The sequence below is a fragment of the Azoarcus sp. PA01 genome (assembly GCA_001274695.2).
GTDB lineage: Bacteria > Pseudomonadota > Gammaproteobacteria > Burkholderiales > Rhodocyclaceae > Aromatoleum.
Genome location: LARU01000002.1, coordinates 1,017,068 through 1,038,216 on the forward strand (window position 1 = coordinate 1,017,068; position 21,149 = coordinate 1,038,216).

A 21,149-nucleotide genomic window follows, 5' to 3' on the forward strand; every position below is an offset into this window, starting at 1 on the left:
CAGCCGATCGCGGAGCGCCGGCGTTGAAATGCTACAATGTTGCATTAGTGACGCCCTGCTCCTTGCGCCAGCCATGACCGCTCCGACCCTGCCTGCCGAAAAAAGCGCAGCCGCGTTGATCGCCGGCTGCGGGGGACGCATTACGCGCACCCGCCTCGCGGTGCTCGGCATCCTGCGCGACAGCGCCCATTCGCTGAGCCATGACGACATCGCGGCGCGGCTGCTTGCGCTCGACGTGCATCACGACCGCGTCACGCTCTACCGCACGCTCGACTGGCTCGTCGAGCAGGGCCTCGCGCATCGCGTCAGCGGGCCGGACCGCGCGTGGCGCTTCAACAGCGGCGGCGACAACGGCGGAGCGCATGCGCACTTCCATTGCGACCGCTGCGGCCACATCGTGTGTCTGGAATCGATCCGCGCGGACGAGAGCCTAGCGCTGCCTGCAGGATATCGCCCCGAGCGGGCCGAACTCGTCTTTCACGGTACGTGCCCGGACTGCGGCCGGCGACGGGCCGACGACGCATGAGCGCGGACGTACCCGGCACTTCCCGCGACGAACCGGCCACCCCTCCTCCGACGATGAATCCCGCCCACTCTCCGGCCGCCGCAACCGCGCCGCACCACCCCATCGCGCACGAACATGGCCGGCGCGCGCCGCTCGCGCCTGCTTACCCTCACCCCACGTTCAGCGCGTCAGTTCTCGTACAGGGGGTGGGCGCCCGGCTCGCCCTCGCCGCGGTCGGCGCAGCGCTGTTGTGGGTCACGATCGGCTGGGCGCTGTCATGAAACGCGCCACCGACGTCCCGGCGCTGCGCCTGGAAAACCTCACGCTCGGCTACGACCGGCACCCGGCCGTGCATCATCTGAGCTGCGACATCGCGAGCGGCGCGCTGGTCGCGATCGTCGGCCCGAACGGCGCCGGCAAATCGACGCTGCTCAAGGCGCTGACCGGCGAACTCGCGCCGCTGCAGGGGACGTTCCGGCTGAAGGCCGGTCGCGCGGGCATCGCCTACCTGCCGCAACAGAATGAGATGGACCGCAGCTTTCCGGTATGCGTCTTCGACATGGTCGCGATGGGATTGTGGCGCGACATCGGCGCATTCGGCGCGCTGCGCGGCGACCAGGCCGAACGCGTGCACGCGGCGCTCGCCGCAGTCGGCCTGTCCGGCTTCGAGTCGCGGCAGATCGGCGCGCTGTCGGGTGGACAGCTGCAGCGTGCGCGCTTCGCCCGGATGATGCTCCAGGACGCGCCGCTGCTGCTGCTCGACGAGCCGTTCAACGCGATCGACACCCGCACCATCGAGGATCTGGTCGCGATCGTCCTCGGCTGGCATGCCGAAGGCCGGACGATTCTCGCGGTGCTGCACGACCTCGAACTCGTGCGCCGGCACTTTCCCGAATGCCTGCTGCTTGCGCGCGAGCCGGTCGGCTTCGGCCCGACCGCTGAAGTCCTCACCAGCGAGCGGCTCGCGATCGCGCGCCGCCTCGCGAGCGATTTCGACGACGCGGCGCAGGTCTGTCAGCGGCAACCCGAGCGGGGGGCCGCATGATCGCGGACGCGCTGTTCGCGCCGTTCTCCGACTTCGAATTCATGCGCCGCGGCCTGGCAGGCTGCCTCGCGCTCGCGCTGGGCGCGACGCCGGTCGGCGTGTTCCTGCTGTTGCGCCGCATGAGCCTGATGGGCGACGCGATGGCGCATGCGATCCTGCCGGGGGCGGCACTGGGCTACCTCGCGTTCGGCCTGTCGCTCGGCGCGATGACGGTCGGCGGAATCATCGCCGGGCTGGTCGTCGCGCTCGCCGCGGGGCTCGTCGCGCGCTCGTCGATCCTCAAGGAGGACGCCAGCCTCGCCGCGTTCTACCTGCTGTCGATCGCGACCGGCGTGATGATCGTGTCGCTGCGCGGGCGCAACCTCGACCTGCTGCACGTGCTGTTCGGTTCGGTGCTCGCCCTCGATGACAACTCGCTGCTGCTGATCAGCGCGATCTCGACGCTGACGCTGTTCGCGCTGGCGCTGCTCTACCGGCCGCTGGTGATCGAATGCTTCGATGCCGCGTTCCTGCGCAGCGTCAGCGGCACGAGCCCGATCGCCCACTATGGTTTCCTGGTGCTCGTCGTGCTGAACCTCGTGAGCGGCTTTCACGCGCTCGGGACGCTGATGGCGGTCGGCATCATGATCCTCCCCGCTGCCGCGGCGCGGCTGTGGGTCAGGCGCCTGCCCGCGATGCTGGCGCTGGCGATCCTGATCGCGCTGGCAAGCGGCATCGGCGGCATGCTCGCGTCGTTTCATGCCGATGTCCCGGCAGGACCCGCAATCATCCTGACCGCCGGCGCGGTGTATCTGCTGTCGCTCGCGCTGGCGCCCGGCGGCATGCTCGGGGCGCGGCTCGAGCGCCGCCCGCATCTCGAATCCTGAAGCCCCTGTCGTCACCGTCACGGAATCGATGAATCAGCTGAAAATCGCCCTGCTCGCCGCGCTCGCGCTCGGTCTTGCCCTCGCTGCCCGGCGCTGCGCGCCGCACCGCTCGAAGTCGTCGCGAGCTTCAGCATCCTCGGCGACTTCGTCAGCCGCGTCGGAGGAGAACGGGTCGCCGTGACGACGCTCGTCGGCCCCGGCGCCGACGCGCACAACTACCAGCCCGCCCCTCCGACGCCCGGCGCCTCGGCAACGCGCAGCTCGTCGTCGCCAACGGCCTCGGCTTCGACGAGTGGATCGAGCGCCTGGCGCAGTCGGCGGGCTACCAGGGCACGATGCTGAGCGCGAGCGCCGGGATCCGGCCGCTCGCGGAGGACGACGAACATGGCCATGCCCACGAAGGCGCCGTGGACCCGCACGCGTGGCAGGACGTCTCGAACGCGATCCGGTACGTCGCCAACATCGCCGACGCGCTGAGCCGGGCCGATCCGGGCGGCGCGGCCATCTACCGGCGCAACGCCGCCCGGTACGCCGCGGAACTGGAAGTCCTCGACGCGACGATCCGCCGCACGCTGGCGACAGTGCCGGTCGAGCGGCGCAAGGTCGTCAGCTCGCACGACGCGTTCGGCTACTTCAGCCACGCGTACGACGTGCGCTTCCTCGCCGCCGCGGGCGTCAGCACCCAGTCCGAACCTTCGGCGGGCGGCATCGCGCAGCTGATCCGCCAGCTGCGGCGCGAAAAAGCGCCTGCCGTGTTCGTCGAGAGCATCAGTGATCCGCGGCTGGCCGAACGCATCAGCCACGAGAGCGGCGCGCGGCTCGGCGGGATACTGTACTCGGACGCGTTGTCAAATGCCGACGGCCCCGCGCCGACCTACCTCGACATGATGCGTCACAACCTCGAGACGCTGATGGAAGGATTGGCGCCGACACCCTGAGCGCCGATCCGGCCTGCAGCGGATTTTCAGTCGCCGTCCTCGGCGAGGCGAAAGCCCTGGAACTGCCAGCGCTCGTGCGGATAGAAGAAATTCCGGTAGGTCGGGCGCACATGATCGGCAGGGGTCGCGCATGAGCCGCCGCGCAGCACCATCTGGCCGCACATGAACTTGCCGTTGTACTCGCCCAGCGCGCCCGCTGCGGCATGAAAGCCCGGATACGGCAGATACGCCGAGACGGTGTGTTCCCACACGTCGCCATAGAACTGGCGCAAGCCTTCACCGGCGTCGGCGACGACGGGATGGAGATAACCCGCATCGCGGAAGTTTCCGCCCACCGCTCGATCCGCAACGGCCACTTCCCATTCGGCCTCGCTCGGCAGGCGCCGCCCCGACCACGTCGCGAAAGCGTCCGCTTCGTAGTAGCTGACGTGGCACACCGGTTCGTCCGGATGCACGCGGCGCATTCCGCCGAGCGTGAACTGCCACCATTCGCCGTCGATGCGCTCCCAGTACAGCGGACTGCTCCACTCCGACTGTTTGACCCGCGCCCAGCCGTCCGACAGCCACAGCGCCGGATTGGCATAGCCGCCGGATTCCATGAACGCGAGATACTCGCCGTTGGTCACCGGCCGGGACGCCAGACGGAAAGGGTCGAGCCACACGCGATGGCGCGGACGCTCGTTGTCGTACGCGAATCCTTCGCCGGCATCACCGATTTCGCACAGGCCGCCCCCGAAACCTGTCCACTCGAGCGCGCTGCGCGAACGCGCCGGCGGTACCGCCAGATCGGCACGGTAGGCGGGACGCAGCGGACTGACGCTGAAATTGCGCTTGATGTCGGTCAGCAGCAGTTCCTGATGCTGCTGTTCGTGGTTCAGCCCGATTTCGAGGCGTTCGAGGATTTCCGGCCACGGCCGGTCGCGCCGGTCGTCGAGCAGTTCGAGCATGTGGCGATCGACGTGGGCGCGATAGCGGTAGATTTCCTCGACGGTCGGCCGGGAAAGGAATCCGCGTGCCGCGCGCGGATGAAAAGCGCCGATCTGTTCGTAATAGGAATTGAACAGCACCCGGTACGCGGGATCGAACTCGGCGTAGCCCGGCGAGTATTCGCGCAGGATGAAAGTCTCGAAGAACCAGCTGACGTGAGCCAGATGCCACTTCGCGGGGCTCGCCTCGTCGGCAGCCTGAATGACGAAATCCTCGATGCACAACGGTGCGACCAGCGCTTCGCTGTCCGCGCGGATGTCGCGATAGGCCGCGCTGCAGGCTTCGCGCAAGGCTTCCGGATCTGCGTCAGCCATCCCGCTGACCGCGCGCAATCGCTTCATGTCTCGCCCTCCCCGTTGCGGCCCCGCAAGCCGGCCCGACTCAAAAGAAAATCGCGTGCAACATCTTCGCGCACAGCAGGATCAGCACGCCCGCGAACACCTTCTTCAACGTTGCGACCGGCAACTGGTGGGCGAGTTTCGCGCCGACCGGAGCGGTGAACATGCTCACGCTGCTGACGAGCAGCAACGCCGGCAGGTAAATGAAACCCAGACTGTATTCGGGCATTCCCGTGCCGTCCCAGCCATTGACGAGGTAACCCACGGTTCCAGCAAGCGCGATCGGCAGTCCGATCGCCGCCGACGTGCCGATCGCGTTATGGACTTTGACGTTGCACCAGGTCATGAACGGCACGGACAACGACCCGCCACCGATCGCGACAAGGGCGGACACGCCCCCGATCCCTGCCCCGACCGCGCTCATGCCGAGCCATCCCGGCAGCTCGCGCGACGGCTTCGGCTTGACGTTCGCGAGCATCTGCAGCGCGACGTAAGCCATGAAGCCGGCAAAGAAGATCGCCAGCGGCTCGGACGCGACCCGCGACGCGATGAAGGTCGCTGCAAAAGTGCCGAGCAGGATTCCCGGCGTGATGCTGCGCACGACATCCCAACGCACCGCGCCATGGCGATGATGGGCGCGCAGACTGGACAGCGAAGTCATGACGATCGCCGCCATCGACGTACCGAGGGCGAGGTGCACGACGCTGTCGACGGCGAAACCCTGTGCGACGAAGAGGCTCGTCAGCACCGGCACCATGATTCCGCCGCCGCCGACGCCGAGCAGGCCGGCAAAGAAACCGACGAACGCACCGAGCGCCAGGTAGCTCAACCACCACACATCGAAAACCATGCTTCCAGTCCTGTCCGCCGGCCCTTATTAAGGCAGTAATCAAATACAACCATTGCCAAATACAACCGTTCGCCCTGAACTTGTCGAAGGGCGCTGCCAAGGCTTCGACAGGCCTGTCCTGAGCGAGGCCGAAGGGCTCGGCCCGAACGGTATCGGGTGGCCGGTTTAATAATGAAAAATGAAAAACGCCCGCACAAAACAAGAGAGGCACGGACCGTGATCCGTGCCTCTCAATTTGGCCCCCCACCTGTTTCGTCTCCGCCGGCATCCTGAACCTGGGGTTCAGGGAGGTCGCTTCCCTTCCGCATCAGGCTCACCCGGCGAGGGGCGTGCACACCTGCGGCATCCATGGTCCGCGACCAAGTCTCTCGACATTGGTCCAAGGAATCTACGACTTCAACGAACAGGCGGGGGATTGATCTTTCAGCTCACGCCTTTGCCCAACTCGCGCCAAGCCTTTGTCAGAAAAGCTTTTCCCGCTGCGCGAGCACCCCGTCGAGGCGTGCGTTTACGAAATTGATTCTACGCTTCACGGCCTGCATGTCAAACCCGCCGGTGCGCTGAAACTGCAAGAATTCGTGGGCGATGTTCAGCGCCGTCATCATCGCGAGCTTCTCCCCGGACGCATGCGTCTTGCTCGCCAGGCTGTTGAGTTTTTCGTCCAGGTAGGAAACCGCCGCGAGCAGATCTTCCTTGTCTTCGGCGCGACACGTCACCGAGTAGGCTTTGCCGAGCAGCGTGATGTCGAGGGTGTCCGAAGGCATGTCAGGATTCCGGCAATTGTTCGAGCAGCGATTCGAGTTTGCCCGTCGCGAAACGCACCTTCTCGGCCAGCGCCCGGTTATCGGCCTCGAGGCGGGCAACCCGGGTCCGCAGTTCGCGTATTTCGACCCTGCCCGATTCGTACAGGCCGATCAGCTGTTCGAGCTGGTTCTCGAGCTTGTTCAGTTCTGCGTCCATGCGGCGGATGGTAGAGGGCGGTCGGCAGCCGGTCAAGAAGGGCTGCTGGCGGCCTGAACCCAGTCGAGCGCCTCGAACTGGAGCCGGGCGAGTGCGTCCGTTTCGACGCCCAACACGTCCGCGAAGGATTTCATCCGCGGCACGTCGCCCTCTTCGAGCGCCAGCGCCAGTTCGAGATAAGGCGCCATCGGCCCGCGCCGCGCGAGGATCGCGTCCTGCATCGCGACCGAGAGTTTGAGCGGGCGAATCGCGTCCTCGATCGGCACTTTCAGCGCGACGTCGAGCAGCGAAAAAAGGCCCAGCACGAACAGCTGCGCAGCCGGGTCCCGCTCGCCGCGAAGCCCCCCGAGCAGCTCGAGGAAGCGGGCTCGCGTCAGCGCCACTTCGAGCACCGCGCCTGCGCCGGGCACGCTGCGCGCGCTCCCGAGCAGCATCATCGAGACCCAGCGCTGCAGCGGCTCGCGACCGAGCAGCACCACCGCCTGCTCGACCGAGGTGATGTGGTGGTTGAGCCCCCACCCGGCCGCATTGACATAGCGCAGCAGGCGATAAGCGAGCGCCAGGTCGTGCTTGAGGATCTGGGCGATTTCCTGGGTCTCGACGCCGTGTTGCAAGCGCACGAGCAGCGACGCGAGGCGTGCCGCGTGAGGCGACAGGCTGTTGCCTTTCCAGTCGTCGCGGCGGGTGACGAATCCACCGGAAAACGCCGAGCATCCGGCGCTGCGCGCGAAGTCGAAGTCGTCGTGCGTGCCGACGTCCCATGCCCAGACTGCCACGCCGGGCTGCTGCCGCGCGACTGCGCGGGCGAACAGCGCGACCTCCTCGGGCACGCAAAATCCCATGCGGAACACGACCGCATCGGCAACCGGCAGCAGGCTGTCGAGCCACGGCCCGGGATCGTTGTGATCGAGCACGATGCGCATCCCCAGCCCCTGCAGCCGTCGCGCCCGGACGATCGTTTCGCGGCCGGCCGCCCGGGCAGGGTTCTCGGGCTGGACGAGCAGCGCCATACGCAGCCCCGCGAGGCATTCCAGCACCGGCTGGGCGAGGAATCCGTCCCAGACGCGTATGCAAAGCTCGCGATTGCGCAAGGCTGCGCCGTGCCGGTAGCGGGCAAGCTGCTCGACGAGCAGCCCGTTGACGAAGTCGCGCGCATGGCGTCCGGGAGCGCGGATGTTGCCCGCGAGATCCTCGCGCAGTTCGAACGCGTAACCGAGGGGGCACTGGTCGCGATCGAGAATTTCGCTGCGACACAGCAACGGTGCGGCTGCGGCCTCCCGCTCTTCGCCTACCGCCAGCTCATCCGACGCGGCGGCCGGTCGAACGGCGGCTGCAGGCGCCGCGAGGGCGTCGGCCGAGGGGGCGCGACCGTGACGGGCGGCGGCGCAACGACGAGCGTCGCCGCCGGCCTGCCGCCGACGAGCCGCATCAGCCAGCCGAACAACTCACCCGCCGCAGCAGCGCCGCGCCTTTCACCGCAGTCGGTCCGCCTCGCGTCAGCGCTGGACTTGCGTGACGTCGCGCACGCCGCCGGTGTCTGCGCTGGTCGTCAATGCGGCGTAGGCCTGCAGCGCCGCCGAGACGACGCGCTGACGCCCTTGCGGCTTCCACGCCTTGCCGCCTTTCGCGTTCATCGCGGCACGGCGCGCGGCGAGCACTTCGTCGGGCACGACGAGCTCGATGCGCCGGTACGGGATGTCGATCTCGATCGAATCGCCCTCCTCGACCAGGCCGATCGCGCCGCCGCACGCCGCTTCCGGCGAGACGTGGCCGATCGACAGGCCCGACGTGCCGCCAGAGAACCGGCCGTCGGTCAGCAGCGCGCATTCCTTGCCGAGCCCTTTCGATTTCAGATAGCTCGTCGGATAGAGCATCTCCTGCATGCCGGGACCGCCTTTCGGCCCTTCGTAGCGGATCACGACGACGTCGCCGGCGACGATCCGGTCGCCGAGAATGCCTTCGACGGCCGCTTCCTGGCTCTCGAACACGCGCGCGCGTCCGGTGAAAGTCCAGATCGATTCATCGACTCCGGCAGTCTTGACGATGCAGCCTTTCTCGGCGATGTTGCCGTACAGCACCGCGAGGCCGCCTTCCTGCGTGAACGCGTTCGCGCGATCGCGAATCACGCCGTGCGAGCGGTCCATGTCGAGTTCGTTCCAGCGCCGGTTCTGCGAGAACGCGACCTGCGTCGGCACGCCGCCGGGTGCGGCCTTGTAGAACTCGAACACCGCGTTGTCGTGCGCCTGCATGACGTCCCAGCGCGACAGCGCTTCGGCCATCGTCTTGCTGTGCACCGTCGGCAGCTCGGCATGCAGCAGGCCGGCGCGGTTCAGTTCGCCGAGGATCGCCATGATGCCGCCGGCGCGGTGCACGTCCTCGATATGCACGTCGGCCACCGCCGGCGCGACCTTGCACAGGCACGGCACCTTGCGCGAGATGCGGTCGATGTCGGCCATCGTGAAGTTCACTTCCGCCTCACGGGCGGCGGCGAGGAGATGGAGCACGGTGTTCGTCGAGCCGCCCATCGCGACGTCGAGCGTGATCGCGTTCTCGAACGCCTGGAACGTCGCGATCGAACGCGGCAGCACCGACGCATCGTCCTGTTCGTAGTAGCGCCGCGCCATGTCGACGATCGTGCGGCCGGCGCGCAGGAACAGCTGCTCGCGGTCGGCATGCGTCGCGAGCACCGTGCCGTTGCCCGGCAGCGACAGGCCCAGCGCTTCGGTGAGGCAGTTCATCGAGTTCGCGGTGAACATGCCGGAACACGAGCCGCAGGTCGGGCACGCGGAGCGCTCGATCGCATCGACTTCGGCGTCCGAGCAGCTGCTGTCGGCCGCCTTGACCATCGCGTCGACGAGATCGAGCGAGATCACCTTCGCTTCCCACTTGACCTTGCCCGCTTCCATCGGCCCGCCGGACACGAAGATCGCCGGGATGTTCAGCCGCAGCGCGGCCATCAGCATGCCGGGCGTGATCTTGTCGCAGTTCGAGATGCACACCAGCGCGTCGGCGGTGTGCGCGTTCACCATGTATTCGACGCTGTCGGCGATCAGCTCGCGCGACGGCAGCGAATAGAGCATCCCGGCGTGGCCCATCGCGATGCCGTCATCGACCGCGATCGTGTTGAATTCCTTCGCCACGCCACCGGCCGCCTCGATCTCGCGCGCGACCAGCTGACCGAGGTCTTTCAGGTGCACGTGGCCAGGCACGAACTGCGTGAAGCTGTTCGCGATCGCGATGATCGGTTTTTCGAAGTCGCCGTCCTTCATGCCGGTGGCGCGCCACAGCGCGCGGGCGCCCGCCATGTTGCGGCCAGCGGTGGAAGTGCGGGAACGGTACTGGGGCATGATGTCCTCGGCTCGGAATTCGGGCGCTCGGCTCACGTCGGCCTGCGCCCCTTCAGGTTCAGACCTGGAATTCTAACCGAAGCGAAACCTAACCGAAGCGAAACGCCTGTCGGCTATCATTCCCCTCCCGCCGCGGGCCCGCCCGCGGCACTGCATGGGAATGCAATGACCGACCATACTCCGGCCGACGACGGTGAAGGCTTCGACCTCGACCCCGTCGAGATCCGTGTCCTCGGCGTGCTGATGGAAAAAGCCTTCGTCACGCCGGACAACTACCCGCTCTCGGTGAACGCGATCGTCACCGGCTCGAACCAGCTCACCGGCCGCGACCCGGTGATGAATCTCACCGAACCCGAAGTCCAGGACGCGCTCGACCGGCTCATCGCGCGCAAGCTCGTATCGAAGCGCGACCAGGCCGGCGCGCGGGTCGGCAAGTACGAGCACCTCGTCCGCCTGCGCCATTCGCTGCCGCCGCCCGAACAGGCTGCGCTTGCGACGCTGATGCTGCGCGGGGCGCAGACCGCTGGCGAGATCCGTCAGCGCAGCGAACGCATGCATCGCTTCGACGACATCGCCGCTGTGGACAAGGTGCTCGAACACCTCGGCGAAAAATACCCGCCGATGGTCGCGGCGCTGCCGAAAGCGCCCGGCACGAAGGAGACGCGCTACGCGCATCTGCTGGGCGGCCGGCAGGCGTTCGCCCAGATGGGCGAAGCCGCGGCGAGCGGCTACGCCGCAGGAGGTGCGGGGCGCGGGCGGACCTCGGAACTCGAGGAGGAGGTGCGACGCCTGCGCGACGAATTCGACCTGTTACGCAGCGAGTTCGAGAAATTCCGCTCGCAGTTCGAATGAGCGGCGGATTCCCGTCCCTCTGACTTCTTTTCGCCCGCCGCCCATGCTGATCCATCCCCAGTTCGACCCCATCGCATTTTCCGTCGGCCCGCTGTCGGTGCGCTGGTACGGTCTCATGTACCTGATCGCGTTCGTGCTGTTCATGACGCTGGGGCGCGTGCACGCGCGGCGCCGCCCCGAGCTGGGCTGGAACGCGCAGCAGCTCGACGACCTGCTGCTGTACGGCATGCTCGGCGTCGTGCTTGGCGGGCGGCTCGGCGAAGTGCTGTTTTTCCAGCCCGCGTATTACCTCAGCCACCCCGCGGAGATCCTCGCGATCTGGAAAGGCGGGATGAGTTTCCACGGCGGCTTTCTCGGCGTGCTCGTCGCAATGTGGCTGTATGGACGCCGCAGCGGCAAGGGGTTCTGGCAAGTGACCGATTTCATCGCGCCGCTGGTGCCGACCGGACTTGCCGCCGGGCGCCTGGGCAATTTCATCAACGGCGAACTGTGGGGCCGGCCGGTCGAGAGCAACGTGCCCTGGGCGATGGTGTATCCGTGGGTCGATGCCCTCCCCCGCCATCCGTCGCAGCTCTATCAGATGGCCGGCGAAGGCCTGCTGCTGTTCGCGATCCTGTGGGTCTATTCGGCCCGCCCGCGGCCGCTGAAAGCCGTCTCCGCGATGTTCCTGATCGGGTACGGCACCCTGCGCTTCGCCGCCGAGTTCTTCCGCACGCCGGACCCGGGAATATTCGGCACCCTGTCGCTCGGGCTGTCCACGGCCCAGTGGCTGTGCGTGCCGATGATCGTCGCCGGCCTCGGGTTGCTCGCGTCGCCTCGGGCAAGTCCGGCGCATTGACCGCTTTCGCCACTCGCGATGTCGTCCGCTGCCCCCGCCAACCGCTTCAGTGCGGCACGCAGCATGACGCGCAACGGCCTTCCGGGAACGATCTGTCGCCGGCGCTGATATCGGCGCAGCGCTAGCATTCGGCGTCGCACGGAAAACAGTTCGCCCGATCCTGCCACAGCCCCGGCGCTGATGACATTGGGGATTCCACGCGACCCCGGGCAGACTCCGCGCATCGCGCGTGCGAAATCCGCAACCAGGCCGGAACAGGGGGAGCAACGTCATCTCCCTGCATCGAAGGGCTGCGCCTCGTCATATCTGACACACTTAGTCACATTTACATACTATGATCCTCTCATTGCAAGAAGAGCGACTTTAGGAGGCGTGACGTGGCATCCGGACTTGTTTCTCGCGGCCTGTCGAAAGTACGCGCGATGGTCGCCGGAGCAGGAGGAAAAAGCGGCGAGCCGTCGGAAAAAGTGCTCGCGCGCATCCGCCGGCAACTGAAGGAGTGCGCCGAAGGACTGGGCGGTGAAGTGTCGACGCGGCTGCGCGCAGGCCGTCTCGCTGAAACCTATCTGAGCCTCGACGATGCGGGGCGGATCGCATTCCTGCGCATGATCGCGCTCGAGTTCGGCCCGGACCCGGAAAAAATCGCCAAAGCCCACGAAGCGTATCAGGCCGCAGTCGGGACGGAGCGGCAATGGGATGCCGAAGCGCAGCTGCGCGCCGCGATGCGCTCGTCGCGAATCCGCATCCTGACCCAGTTCAACGCGATCCCGCAGGGCGTGAAGTTCCTCGTCGACCTGCGCGCGGACCTGCTTCGCTTTCTCGAGCAACACAAGGAACTCAAGTCGCTCGACCGCGAACTCGAAGCGCGCCTGACGGCGTGGTTCGACGTCGGCTTTCTCGAGCTCACGCGCCTCACGTGGAACTCCCCTGCCGCGCTGCTCGAGAAAATCGTCCAGTACGAAGCGGTACACGAGATCCAGTCGTGGCGGGACCTGAAGAACCGGCTCGGCTCCGACCGTCGCTGCTACGCGTTCTTCCACCCGCGCATGCCGCAGGAGCCGCTGATTTTCGTCGAAGTCGCGCTGATGGAGGAGCTCGCCGACAACGTGCAGAAACTGCTCGACGAAAACGCTCCCGCCGCCGACACGGGCCGCGCGACCACGGCGATCTTCTATTCGATCAGCGCCACCCAGGACGGGCTGCGCGGCGTGTCGTTCGGCAATTTCCTGCTCAAGCGCGTCCTCGACGATCTAAAGCGCGACTTCCCGAAACTCGACACCTTCGCGACGCTCTCGCCGATCCCGGGACTGGTGCGCTGGGCGTCGAAGCACCCGAACGAAGTTGCTGCCGCGTTCACCGAAGCCGACTGGAAGCGCCTCGCCGCGGCCGGCATCGAAGGTCCCGAGTCGGAGCGGCTCAAGCCGGTACTGGCCGGACGTCATGAATGGGTCGCCGACCGGCCGTTGGCGCGCGCGCTGCGCGACCCGCTGCTGCGGGTCGCTGCCGCATACCTGCTCGGTGGGCGGCGTGACAGCAAGGCAATCGATCCGGTCGCCCGCTTCCACTTGGGCAACGGCGCCCGCATCGAGCGGCTGAACTGGCTCGCGGACACCTCGGACAAGGGACTCGACCAGTCGTGGGGGATCATGGTCAATTATCTCTATGATCCGGAACGCATCGTGACGAACGTCGAGACTTTCACTGCCAGCGGGGAAATCGACGCGGCAGCGGGTGTCAAGCGGCTTGCGCGGCGCTGACAGCGAGAGCTCGTGAAGTTTCCTTTCCGCAGCACTTCGATCCGCGTCCGCCTGCTGCTGGCGAGCACCGTTGTCCAGGTCCTGCTGCTGACGCTGCTGCTCGCCAACAGCGTGCGGCTGATGAACGACGCGACCTCCGCGAGCCTCGACACCCTCATCGACCAGAACGCGACGATGCTCCACGCGATGGCGGCCGCGTACGGCGACCAGCGCCAGTTCGGCGTGCTGCAGGACGTGCTCGGCGAGTTGCTCGGCGAAGCCGATGAAGGCCTTGTGTATGTGCGCATCGGCACTGCGGACGGGCACTTCCTCGTCAGCGCGGGAATGCCCCGGATGGCCGCCCTGCCGCCCGACAACTCCGAGGTCGCTGACGGCAACCGCCCCGACGAGCTGATCCACGTGCGCCGGCCGCTGCTGCTCGAACGCAACGAAATCGGCTTCCTGCAGTTCGGCGTATCGGTGTCGGTGCTCGCGGCAGCGCGCCAGGCGATCACCGAGCAGGGCGGGATGATCGCGCTGATCGAAATCCTGCTGACGTTCGCGCTGCTGTCGGGCATCGGTTTCCTGCTCACCCGCAAGCTGAGCCGATTGCTGGCAGGCAGCCAGGCGATCGCCGAGGGGCGGCTCGACCACCGCCTGCCGGAAGACGGCCACGACGAGCTCGCGCGCCTCTCCCAGCATTTCAACGTCATGGCCGCGAACCTGCAGGAGCGGATCGGCGAACTGCAGGACACGGCGGCGCGGCTCAAAGCCAGCGAGCAGCGGTACGAACTCGCGATCCAGGGCGCCCACGACGGTCTGTGGGACTGGGACATCGCCGCCGGCTCGGTGTATTGCTCGCCGCGCTGCTGCGAGATCGCCGGCCTTTCGGCCGACCCGCCGCAGCAGTCGCCGGCCGACATCCTCGGCGCCATCCACCCGCTCGACGTCGCGGCGTACCGCAACACGCTGGTCGAGCACCTGAAAGGAGACAGCACCCAGTTCAAGGTGGAATACCGCATGCGCCAGCACGATGGCAGCTATCGCTGGGTCATGAAGCGCGGCGTGGCGCTGCGCGGCGCCGATGGCCGCGCGTTCCGCATGGCAGGATCGATCAGCGACATCCACCTGCACAAGCTCGCGCAGATGCAGCTCCAGTTCGATGCGCTCCACGACAGCCTGACAGGATTGCCGAATCGTGCGCTGTTCCTCGAGCACGTGCACAGCGCACTCGGCCAGCAGCAGCGTCGCGCCGACCGCTTCGGCTTTGCGGTGCTCGCGATCGACCTCGAGCGCTTTCGCCTCGTCAATGACAGCTTCGGCCACGCTGCAGGGGACGAGTTGCTGAAGAAAGTGGCGGAGGCGATCCGGGCGACGCTGCGCCAGGGCGATATCGCCGCGCGCGTCGGCGGCGACCAGTTCGCGCTGCTGCTCAACGGCATCGACGATCCGGCCGAGTCGCTGCGCCTGGTCGAGGCGCTGCGCGAGAACCTCGCGAAGCCGACATGCCTCGCCGGGCACACGCTGTATCCGAAATGCCGCGTCGGCATCGCACTGAGCACCGACCACGACAACGGCGAAGCCCTGTTGCGCGACGCCGACAACGCCTTGCAGCAGGCGCGCGAAGGGAGCTGCGAGGGGCGCGTCGCGATGTTCCATGCGTCGATGCACACCCACGCGCTGCAAAGCCTGCGGCTCGAAGGCGAACTGCGCACGGCGCTGCGCGGCGGCGGGCTGGCGGTGTATTTCCAGCCGATCGTCGCGCTCGCCACTGGCAGCATCAGCAGTTTCGAAGCGCTGGTTCGCTGGCCCCACCCCACCGAAGGGATGCTGGCACCGAACCTGTTCATTCCGCTCGCCGAGACTCTCGGCCTGATCCACGAACTCGACATGCTCGTGCTCCGACGCGCCTGCGAGCACCTGCTGCAGTGGCAGCGCAGGGCCAACGGCGAACCGGTCCCGCGCGTCAGCGTCAATCTCTCCGCGCTGCAGTTTTCCCGACCCGATCTGGCCGGCGAGATCATCGCGGAAGTGCGCCGCCATGGCTTGCCTCCCGGACTGGTGCGCGTCGAAGTCACCGAAAGCGTCCTCGCCGAAGCGTCCGGCCCGGCGACCCAGGTGCTGCAGCGCCTGCGCGACATCGGCATGTCGGTGCTGATCGACGATTTCGGTACCGGCTACTCAGCGCTGAGCTATCTGCACACCATCCCGTGTGACATCATGAAGCTCGACGGTTCGTTCGTCCGCAGCCTCGAGCACGACGAGCGCCTGCGCAAGATCGTCGCGCGAAGCATCGAGCTCGCTCACGACCTCGGCATCCGCGTAGTCGCCGAGTGCATCGAAACGCCCCAGCAGGACGCGCTGCTGCGGGCGATGGGATGCGACTACGGGCAGGGCTACCACTATTCCCGCCCGCTCGACCCTTTGGCGACCGAACAATTGCTGTTCGGCGCGTCGACGGCAACCGAGCCCTCCACATGATCTTCCATTCCCTGCATTGCACACGCGTCCTCATGCTGCTGATGCTGTGCGCGGCTTTCCGCACGACCGACAGCGCCGCGGCCGACGCGGCGAAGCCCGAATTCTCGGGTTTCGCAACGCTCGGCGCCGTAACCACCGACCGCGACGACATGTGGTTCATGCGCTACGGCGTCAACTACCCCGGCAGCAGCGATCCCGACTTCAGCCCCGACTCGCTGCTGGGTTTGCAGGCGAGTCTGCGGCTTCTGGCCGACAACGACGTCACGCTGCAGGCCCTCGTCATGGAGAACGGGAGGAACAGCTACGACCCGCGAGTCACGCTCGCGTTCTTCCGCCAGACGCTCGCGCCCGGCCTGTCGCTACGCGTGGGCCGGCTCCGGGCGCCGTTCTTCATGCTGTCGGATTCGCTCTACGTGAACTACGCGAATCCCTGGGTGCGCCCGCCTGTCGAAGTGTACGGGCTCAACCCGTTCAACGACCTCGACGGCATCGATCTCATCTACCACGCCCGGATCGGCAAGCTCGACGCCGAAATCCACCCTTATTACGGCCGCAGCACGATCCCGTTTCCGCAGGGCAAAGCTCGCCTCGAGGCGAGCCGGGGCATCAATCTGGTGCTGACGCAGGGCAGCTTTTCCCTGCACTTCGGCCGCACTCGCGCGCAGCTCGAGATCGACTATCGCGACCCCCAGCATATCGCGCTTGCCGCGGACCTCAATGCGGCAGGCCTCGGCAGCGTGACGAGGGAGCTCGCGGGCGGCGACGGCAAGGCGAGCTTCGATTCGGCCGGGCTGCAATGGGACGACGGTCGCTGGCAGGTCAGCGGGGAATACGTACGCCGACGCGCCGACCGCTACGTGACGAGTTCGAGCGCGTGGTACGTCAGCGTCGGCAGGCGCTTCGGTGCTTTCACGCCTTACGTCTCGTTCGCCCGCCAGATCCTCGACGCGCCGATCGCGCGTGCGGCGATTCCCTCGTCCTTCGCGGCGCTCGAAGCTGACTGGAAAGCCTATCTGACGTCGCGTAACAACGCCCAAGGCAGCATTACCACTGGAGGACGCTGGGACCTATCCCCCGCCGCCGCGCTCAAGGCGGAATTCACTCACGCCCGCCTGGACCGCAACGCGTGGGGGTCCTACTTCCCGCGCGGCAACGTGCAGACCACTCCGATCGGGGGAAACACCGCGAACACGTTCAGCCTGTCGCTCGATGTGACTTTCTGAGGCGACACACGTGAAACGGCTCCCCTCCGGAATCCTCGTCACGGCGGCGCTGACGCTGTTCGCCCCGCTCGCGGTCGCGCAGATCTTCATCGTCACCGGCACGCGCGGCGCAATCGACGAATTGTCACGACAGCAGGCCGAGCAGTTGTACCTGGGGCGCACCCGCAGCCTGCCCGACGGGACACCGGTCGCGCTTGCCGACCTGCCGGCAGGCAGCGTGCGCGACCGCTTCTACGAGCAACTCACCGGCAAGAATCCGAGCCAGATCCGCGCCTACTGGTCGCGCATGGTTTTCACCGGCCGCGCGCTGCCGCCTCAGCAAGTCGGAAACGTCCGCGAACTCGGCGCGCTCCTCACCGCCAACCCGAATGTCATCGGCTACCTCCCCGCGGCCGACGCGGACTCGCGCATGAAAGTGCTGCTCGAGCTTCCCTGAGCGCGACGTTTTTCTGCCCTCGACTCGAATCGCGAGCGCAATACGCTTGACCGATCCGGCAGGCGATGTTGTAATGCGAATCGTTCCTATTCGTTATATGAAACATGCCAAACGATCTCCCCCTTCCGTCGCGAGCCACGCACCGCCCTCCGGTCGAGGGGGCATCGCAGGCAAGCGCGACGGAACAGCACGCACAGCCGATCCCGAGCACCGAGCTGCTGCTCGGGCGCCCGAGCGTGACGATCGACCACGACGGAATGCATTACGTCCTGCGCGCGACCCGCGCCGGGAAACTTATCCTGACAAAGTGATCCCGCGCCAAGCGGGCGAACAAACGGCACAACGAGGCTAGACTATGTACGTCTGCGTCTGCAACGCGGTAACGGATCGCCACATCGAACAGGCAGTCAGCGAAGGGGCATCGACCTTGCGCGAGCTGCGCGCGCGACTCGGCGTGGCGAGCGAGTGCGGCCGCTGCGCGACGTGCGCCCGTGATTGTCTGCGTTCCGCGCTGGCAGAGCAGACCGCGGCTCCGGCTCCCGCCGGCGTCGCGTCCTCGTTCTCGTTTGCCGTGGAGGCCCTATGAAAGGCGACGTCAAAGTCATCCAGTTCCTCAACAAGCAGCTAACCAGCGAGCTGACTGCCGTCAACCAGTATTTTCTGCATGCGCGCATGTACAAGAACTGGGGGCTCGAACGGCTCGGCCATCACGAGTACGAAGAATCGATCGAGGAAATGAAGCACGCCGACAAGCTCATCGGCCGCGTGCTGTTTCTCGAAGGACTGCCGAACCTGCAGAACCTGAACAAGCTCCTGGTCGGCGAAAACGTCCCCGAGTGCCTGGAAGGAGACCTGAAGCTCGAAGTGGCGGCGCGGACCGACCTCATCGAGATGATCGCGTACTGTGAAACCTGTCAGGACTATGTTTCGCGCGAACTGTTCGAGGAGCTCCTCGAAAATACCGAAGAGCATATCGATTACCTCGAAACGCAGCTGGAACTCATCGGCAAGGTCGGCCTGCAGAATTACCTGCAGTCGCAGATGGAAAGTTCCAGCTAGGCATCGCCGCCGGGGTCGGGCGCGCGTTGCCGCGCCCCTTGCTGCACCCGGTTGCCCCTTCCCATTCACGTCACAGCCCCTTCACACCGACTTCCCAGCCACTCCCGCCCGTTCTCGCGCAGAACCCGCCAGGCACCGGACCCCGATACGAACAGGCGAACATGAACCGACCGATTTCTCCGCTCCGCGGCATGACTCCGCTGCCCGCAGCTTTTGCCGCGCATCGCATCGCGCTCTACCTCGTGGTCGCCGCTGTGGCAATCGACCGTCTTCTCGGATGACCTCTGAGCTGCCTGCAGGCGCCAGCCGATACTTCCGCAGGCGGCGCGAACCAGACCCGATGAACCTTCCGCATAGCCTTTCTTCAGATTCGTTTCTCGACCGCCAGGGTGCCACGCCGCGGCGCGCCGCGTCCGCTGCGCCCCGTCCGGGACCGTCCCGCCCGAGCGTCGCCCGCCAGTCGCGCCTGCCCGTCGGAGCACGCAACCGGCGCGAGCGTCGCCTGATGCTCGTGCTCGTCGCGCTCGCGCACGCCGCCGCGGCGATCGGGTTCGCGCGATTTCAACCGGCGCCGGCCGAAGCGCCGCAGCCTCCGATCACCGTCGCGCTGATCGAGCCTCCCGTCGCGGTGCCGACGCCCGAACCGCCGGCGCCCGTGCCGCCGGCGCCCACGCCGCCGCCGAAACCGGAAGTCAGCAAGCCGCCACCCCCGAAACCCGTGCCGCGGCGCGTCCGCCCCACACCTGCGAAAGTCGCGCCGCCGGTCCCGGTCACGCAGGCGCCTACTGCGGTCAGCCGCGAAGAGCCGCCGCCTGCGCCCGCCGAACCCGTCGCCGAAACGCCCGCACCGCCCGTCGCCGCGCCCGCCACGCCGCCGGCCCCTGCCCGCGCGGCCGAATCCCGGCCGACCGAAACCGTCGCGGCACGCTTCGACGCCGCCTACCTGAACAACCCGGTCCCCGCGTACCCGCCGCTGTCGCGCCGGATGCGCGAGGAAGGCAAAGTCCTGTTGCGCGTCTTCGTGACAGGCGAAGGCCTGCCGGGCAAGATCGAGCTTTCCGCCAGCTCGGGCTCGGCGCGTCTGGACACCGCCGCGCGCAACGCCGTGTCCGGCTGGCGCTTCGTACCGGCGAAGCAGGACGGACGCAATATCGACGCGTGGGTCGTCGTGCCGATCATTTTCAAACTCGAAGGAATGTGAACATGCCTAGCGACACTTTCGGCCTCGCGCACCTGTGGGGCCAATCCGATCTCATCATCAAGCTCGTCGCTTTCGCGCTCGTCGTCATGTCGGTCGCAAGCTGGTACCTGATCCTGGTGCGCAGCGTGCGCCAGCTCCGCGCCCGCCGCTTCGACCACGCCGTCGAAGCGTTCTGGAACGCCCCGCATCTCGACGAAGGCCTCGCGCGGCTGTCCGGCGCGGCACCCGATTCGCCGTTCGAAGCGCTCGCCCGCCAAGGCGCGGCGGCGACTGAACATCTGCGCCGGCACACGCACGACGACACGCTCGGCGGCAAGCTCGACGCCGACGAGTTCGTCACCCGTGCGATGCGCAAGTCGATAGCGCTGTCGACGGCGCAGCTCGAGTCGGGCCTCACGGTGCTCGCGTCGATCGGCTCGACTGCGCCTTTCGTCGGCCTGTTCGGCACCGTGTGGGGCATCTACCACGCGCTGATCGGCATCAGCACGTCGGGGATGGCGACGCTCGACAAAGTCGCCGGCCCGGTCGGCGAAGCGTTGATCATGACTGCGTTCGGCCTGTTCGTCGCGATCCCGGCAGTGCTCGCGTTCAACGCGTTCACCCGCGCGAACCGCCTCGAACTCTCCGAACTCGACGCGTTCGCGCACGACCTGCACGCGTGGTTCACGACCGGCACACGGCTCGCGAGCGCGCCGATCGGCGACGTCGCCGCGGGCGCGAATGCGCGCAGCGCGGCGCCGGTCAAGCTGCACGTGCCGACGCCGGGAGCGGCGTGATGGCTTTCGGCGGATTCAGCCAGGAAGGCCGCGGCGCGCCGATGAGCGAGATCAACATGGTGCCGCTGATCGACGTCATGCTGGTGCTGCTGATCGTGTTCATGATCACCGCCCCGCTGCTGACCCATGCAGTCAAGATCGATCTGCCGACCGCGGCCAGCGCAGCGGCGAACGAGAAGCCCGAAACGGTGACGCTGGCGATCGACGAGGCCGGCACGCTGTACTGGAACGACCGCCTGATCAGCGACGCCGAACTGCAGGCCCGCTTCGCCGAAGCTGCGGCGAAGCCGGTGCAGCCGGAGCTGCACCTGCGCGCGGACCGCGACACGCGCTACCAGAAAGTCGCCGAAGTGATGTCCGCGGCGCGTCTCGCCGGCATTCAGAAAATGGGCTTCGTCACCGTTCCGGAGAACTGACCGGCCCGCGCGCGGGGGCGTCCACATCCACGCTCCCGCCTGCCCGTCTCTCCCGCCTGCCCGTCCCGCCGCCTGCCCGTCCCGCCGCCTGCCCGTCCCTCCCGGCCGCCGTCCGCGCGGCCTGCCGCGCCTGTCTCGCGGCGAGCGGCAAGCCGTGATCACCCGCTCCGCGCGGGGCGCGGGAACCCCTGCCTGCAATACGATACAAAGCAGCGACATGCCTTCCCGTATTCTTCGGGCTGCAATCCTTATCGAATACGCGGCACACTGCGCGCAGGCAACTCCAGTCCGGTCA

At 67.1% G+C, this 21,149-nt stretch carries 22 protein-coding genes and 2 pseudogenes; 18 read left to right on the forward strand and 6 right to left on the reverse strand.

Features of this window, described 5'->3' with window-relative positions; genetic code table 11:
- The first annotated feature begins 73 nt into the window (after nucleotides 1–73).
- The 5 genes and pseudogenes from PA01_05770 (at nucleotide 74) to PA01_05785 (ending at nucleotide 3,354) form a co-directional block, all read left to right on the forward strand.
- Complete coding sequence (locus tag PA01_05770; protein KON81182.1) at nucleotides 74–526, forward strand: transcriptional repressor; 453 nt, start codon at nucleotides 74–76, stop codon at nucleotides 524–526.
- Nucleotides 523–786 (forward strand): hypothetical protein, encoded by a 264-nt coding sequence (locus PA01_18610; GenBank protein ID KAI5913046.1) that lies wholly within the window; start codon nucleotides 523–525, stop codon nucleotides 784–786. Before PA01_05770 ends, PA01_18610 begins: the two co-directional genes overlap by 4 nt.
- Entirely contained in the window at nucleotides 783–1,550 is a 768-nt protein-coding gene (locus tag PA01_05775; GenBank protein KON81183.1) for an ABC transporter ATP-binding protein, read from the forward strand. The genes PA01_18610 and PA01_05775 overlap by 4 nt, the downstream gene beginning before the upstream one ends.
- Nucleotides 1,547–2,416, forward strand: coding sequence for a metal ABC transporter permease (locus PA01_05780; GenBank protein KON82336.2), 870 nt, complete (start codon nucleotides 1,547–1,549; stop codon nucleotides 2,414–2,416). The genes PA01_05775 and PA01_05780 overlap by 4 nt, the downstream gene beginning before the upstream one ends.
- Nucleotides 2,417–2,444: 28 nt before the next feature.
- Nucleotides 2,445–3,354: pseudogene (locus tag PA01_05785) on the forward strand (metal ABC transporter substrate-binding protein).
- A gap of 26 nt (nucleotides 3,355–3,380) precedes the next feature.
- Here PA01_05785 and egtB read toward each other — a convergent pair.
- The 6 genes from egtB to ilvD form a co-directional block, all read right to left on the reverse strand.
- Nucleotides 3,381–4,682, reverse strand: a complete 1,302-nt coding sequence (egtB, locus tag PA01_05790; GenBank protein KON81184.2) for an ergothioneine biosynthesis protein EgtB — start codon at nucleotides 4,680–4,682, stop codon at nucleotides 3,381–3,383.
- Between the two features lie 40 nt (nucleotides 4,683–4,722).
- Complete coding sequence (locus PA01_05795) at nucleotides 4,723–5,529, reverse strand: sulfite exporter TauE/SafE family protein (protein KON81185.1); 807 nt, start codon at nucleotides 5,527–5,529, stop codon at nucleotides 4,723–4,725.
- A gap of 461 nt (nucleotides 5,530–5,990) precedes the next feature.
- Nucleotides 5,991–6,293: a cell division protein ZapA gene (locus tag PA01_05800; GenBank protein ID KON81186.1), complete on the reverse strand. Its 303-nt coding sequence runs from the start codon at nucleotides 6,291–6,293 to the stop codon at nucleotides 5,991–5,993.
- 1 nt (nucleotide 6,294) lies between these two features.
- A complete protein-coding gene (locus PA01_05805; GenBank protein ID KON81187.1) occupies nucleotides 6,295–6,489 on the reverse strand; it encodes a hypothetical protein in 195 nt (64 codons plus the stop codon).
- Nucleotides 6,490–6,521: 32 nt separating this feature from the next.
- A complete protein-coding gene (locus PA01_18615; GenBank protein KAI5913047.1) occupies nucleotides 6,522–7,748 on the reverse strand; it encodes an HDOD domain-containing protein in 1,227 nt (408 codons plus the stop codon).
- A gap of 237 nt (nucleotides 7,749–7,985) precedes the next feature.
- Nucleotides 7,986–9,836 carry a dihydroxy-acid dehydratase gene (gene ilvD, locus PA01_05815; protein KON81188.1) on the reverse strand — a complete coding sequence of 617 codons (1,851 nt, stop codon included), beginning with the start codon at nucleotides 9,834–9,836 and terminating at the stop codon, nucleotides 7,986–7,988.
- Nucleotides 9,837–10,001: 165 nt separating this feature from the next.
- Between ilvD and PA01_05820 the strand changes: the two genes are divergently transcribed.
- The 13 genes and pseudogenes from PA01_05820 (at nucleotide 10,002) to PA01_18620 (ending at nucleotide 20,995) form a co-directional block, all read left to right on the forward strand.
- Nucleotides 10,002–10,688 (forward strand): YceH family protein, encoded by a 687-nt coding sequence (locus PA01_05820; GenBank protein KON81189.1) that lies wholly within the window; start codon nucleotides 10,002–10,004, stop codon nucleotides 10,686–10,688.
- Nucleotides 10,689–10,731: 43 nt separating this feature from the next.
- On the forward strand, nucleotides 10,732–11,526 hold the full coding sequence (gene lgt, locus PA01_05825) for a prolipoprotein diacylglyceryl transferase (protein KON81190.1): 795 nt from the start codon (nucleotides 10,732–10,734) through the stop codon (nucleotides 11,524–11,526).
- Between the two features lie 377 nt (nucleotides 11,527–11,903).
- Nucleotides 11,904–13,283 carry a malonyl-CoA decarboxylase gene (locus tag PA01_05830; GenBank protein ID KON81191.2) on the forward strand — a complete coding sequence of 460 codons (1,380 nt, stop codon included), beginning with the start codon at nucleotides 11,904–11,906 and terminating at the stop codon, nucleotides 13,281–13,283.
- Between the two features lie 12 nt (nucleotides 13,284–13,295).
- Nucleotides 13,296–15,743 (forward strand): EAL domain-containing protein, encoded by a 2,448-nt coding sequence (locus PA01_05835; protein KON81192.1) that lies wholly within the window; start codon nucleotides 13,296–13,298, stop codon nucleotides 15,741–15,743.
- Nucleotides 15,740–16,966, forward strand: coding sequence for a hypothetical protein (locus PA01_05840; protein ID KON82337.2), 1,227 nt, complete (start codon nucleotides 15,740–15,742; stop codon nucleotides 16,964–16,966). Before PA01_05835 ends, PA01_05840 begins: the two co-directional genes overlap by 4 nt.
- A gap of 10 nt (nucleotides 16,967–16,976) precedes the next feature.
- On the forward strand, nucleotides 16,977–17,402 hold the full coding sequence (locus tag PA01_05845; GenBank protein KON82338.2) for a hypothetical protein: 426 nt from the start codon (nucleotides 16,977–16,979) through the stop codon (nucleotides 17,400–17,402).
- 104 nt (nucleotides 17,403–17,506) lie between these two features.
- Nucleotides 17,507–17,713, forward strand: a complete 207-nt coding sequence (locus tag PA01_05850; protein KON81193.1) for a hemin uptake protein HemP — start codon at nucleotides 17,507–17,509, stop codon at nucleotides 17,711–17,713.
- Nucleotides 17,714–17,757: 44 nt separating this feature from the next.
- On the forward strand, nucleotides 17,758–17,988 hold the full coding sequence (locus PA01_05855; protein KON81194.1) for a bacterioferritin-associated ferredoxin: 231 nt from the start codon (nucleotides 17,758–17,760) through the stop codon (nucleotides 17,986–17,988).
- Nucleotides 17,985–18,461, forward strand: coding sequence for a bacterioferritin (bfr, locus tag PA01_05860; protein KON81195.1), 477 nt, complete (start codon nucleotides 17,985–17,987; stop codon nucleotides 18,459–18,461). The genes PA01_05855 and bfr overlap by 4 nt, the downstream gene beginning before the upstream one ends.
- A gap of 340 nt (nucleotides 18,462–18,801) precedes the next feature.
- A complete protein-coding gene (locus PA01_05865; protein KON81196.2) occupies nucleotides 18,802–19,662 on the forward strand; it encodes an energy transducer TonB in 861 nt (286 codons plus the stop codon).
- Between the two features lie 2 nt (nucleotides 19,663–19,664).
- On the forward strand, nucleotides 19,665–20,438 hold the full coding sequence (locus tag PA01_05870) for a MotA/TolQ/ExbB proton channel family protein (protein KON81197.1): 774 nt from the start codon (nucleotides 19,665–19,667) through the stop codon (nucleotides 20,436–20,438).
- On the forward strand, nucleotides 20,438–20,854 hold the full coding sequence (locus PA01_05875; GenBank protein KON81198.1) for a biopolymer transporter ExbD: 417 nt from the start codon (nucleotides 20,438–20,440) through the stop codon (nucleotides 20,852–20,854). Before PA01_05870 ends, PA01_05875 begins: the two co-directional genes overlap by 1 nt.
- Before the next feature lie 42 nt (nucleotides 20,855–20,896).
- A pseudogene (locus tag PA01_18620) lies at nucleotides 20,897–20,995 on the forward strand (polymer-forming cytoskeletal protein).
- Nucleotides 20,996–21,149: the final 154 nt, after the last annotated feature.

Coding starts and splice junctions, on each gene's coding strand:
- PA01_05770 (KON81182.1), top strand. CDS start 74: ATGACCGCTCCGACCCTGCCTGCCGAAAAAAGCGCAGCCGCGTTGATC.
- PA01_18610 (KAI5913046.1), top strand. CDS start 523: ATGAGCGCGGACGTACCCGGCACTTCCCGCGACGAACCGGCCACCCCT.
- PA01_05775 (KON81183.1), top strand. CDS start 783: ATGAAACGCGCCACCGACGTCCCGGCGCTGCGCCTGGAAAACCTCACG.
- PA01_05780 (KON82336.2), top strand. CDS start 1,547: ATGATCGCGGACGCGCTGTTCGCGCCGTTCTCCGACTTCGAATTCATG.
- egtB (KON81184.2), bottom strand. CDS start 4,682: ATGAAGCGATTGCGCGCGGTCAGCGGGATGGCTGACGCAGATCCGGAA.
- PA01_05795 (KON81185.1), bottom strand. CDS start 5,529: ATGGTTTTCGATGTGTGGTGGTTGAGCTACCTGGCGCTCGGTGCGTTC.
- PA01_05800 (KON81186.1), bottom strand. CDS start 6,293: ATGCCTTCGGACACCCTCGACATCACGCTGCTCGGCAAAGCCTACTCG.
- PA01_05805 (KON81187.1), bottom strand. CDS start 6,489: ATGGACGCAGAACTGAACAAGCTCGAGAACCAGCTCGAACAGCTGATC.
- ilvD (KON81188.1), bottom strand. CDS start 9,836: ATGCCCCAGTACCGTTCCCGCACTTCCACCGCTGGCCGCAACATGGCG.
- PA01_05820 (KON81189.1), top strand. CDS start 10,002: ATGACCGACCATACTCCGGCCGACGACGGTGAAGGCTTCGACCTCGAC.
- lgt (KON81190.1), top strand. CDS start 10,732: ATGCTGATCCATCCCCAGTTCGACCCCATCGCATTTTCCGTCGGCCCG.
- PA01_05840 (KON82337.2), top strand. CDS start 15,740: ATGATCTTCCATTCCCTGCATTGCACACGCGTCCTCATGCTGCTGATG.
- PA01_05850 (KON81193.1), top strand. CDS start 17,507: ATGCCAAACGATCTCCCCCTTCCGTCGCGAGCCACGCACCGCCCTCCG.
- PA01_05855 (KON81194.1), top strand. CDS start 17,758: ATGTACGTCTGCGTCTGCAACGCGGTAACGGATCGCCACATCGAACAG.
- bfr (KON81195.1), top strand. CDS start 17,985: ATGAAAGGCGACGTCAAAGTCATCCAGTTCCTCAACAAGCAGCTAACC.
- PA01_05865 (KON81196.2), top strand. CDS start 18,802: ATGAACCTTCCGCATAGCCTTTCTTCAGATTCGTTTCTCGACCGCCAG.
- PA01_05870 (KON81197.1), top strand. CDS start 19,665: ATGCCTAGCGACACTTTCGGCCTCGCGCACCTGTGGGGCCAATCCGAT.
- PA01_05875 (KON81198.1), top strand. CDS start 20,438: ATGGCTTTCGGCGGATTCAGCCAGGAAGGCCGCGGCGCGCCGATGAGC.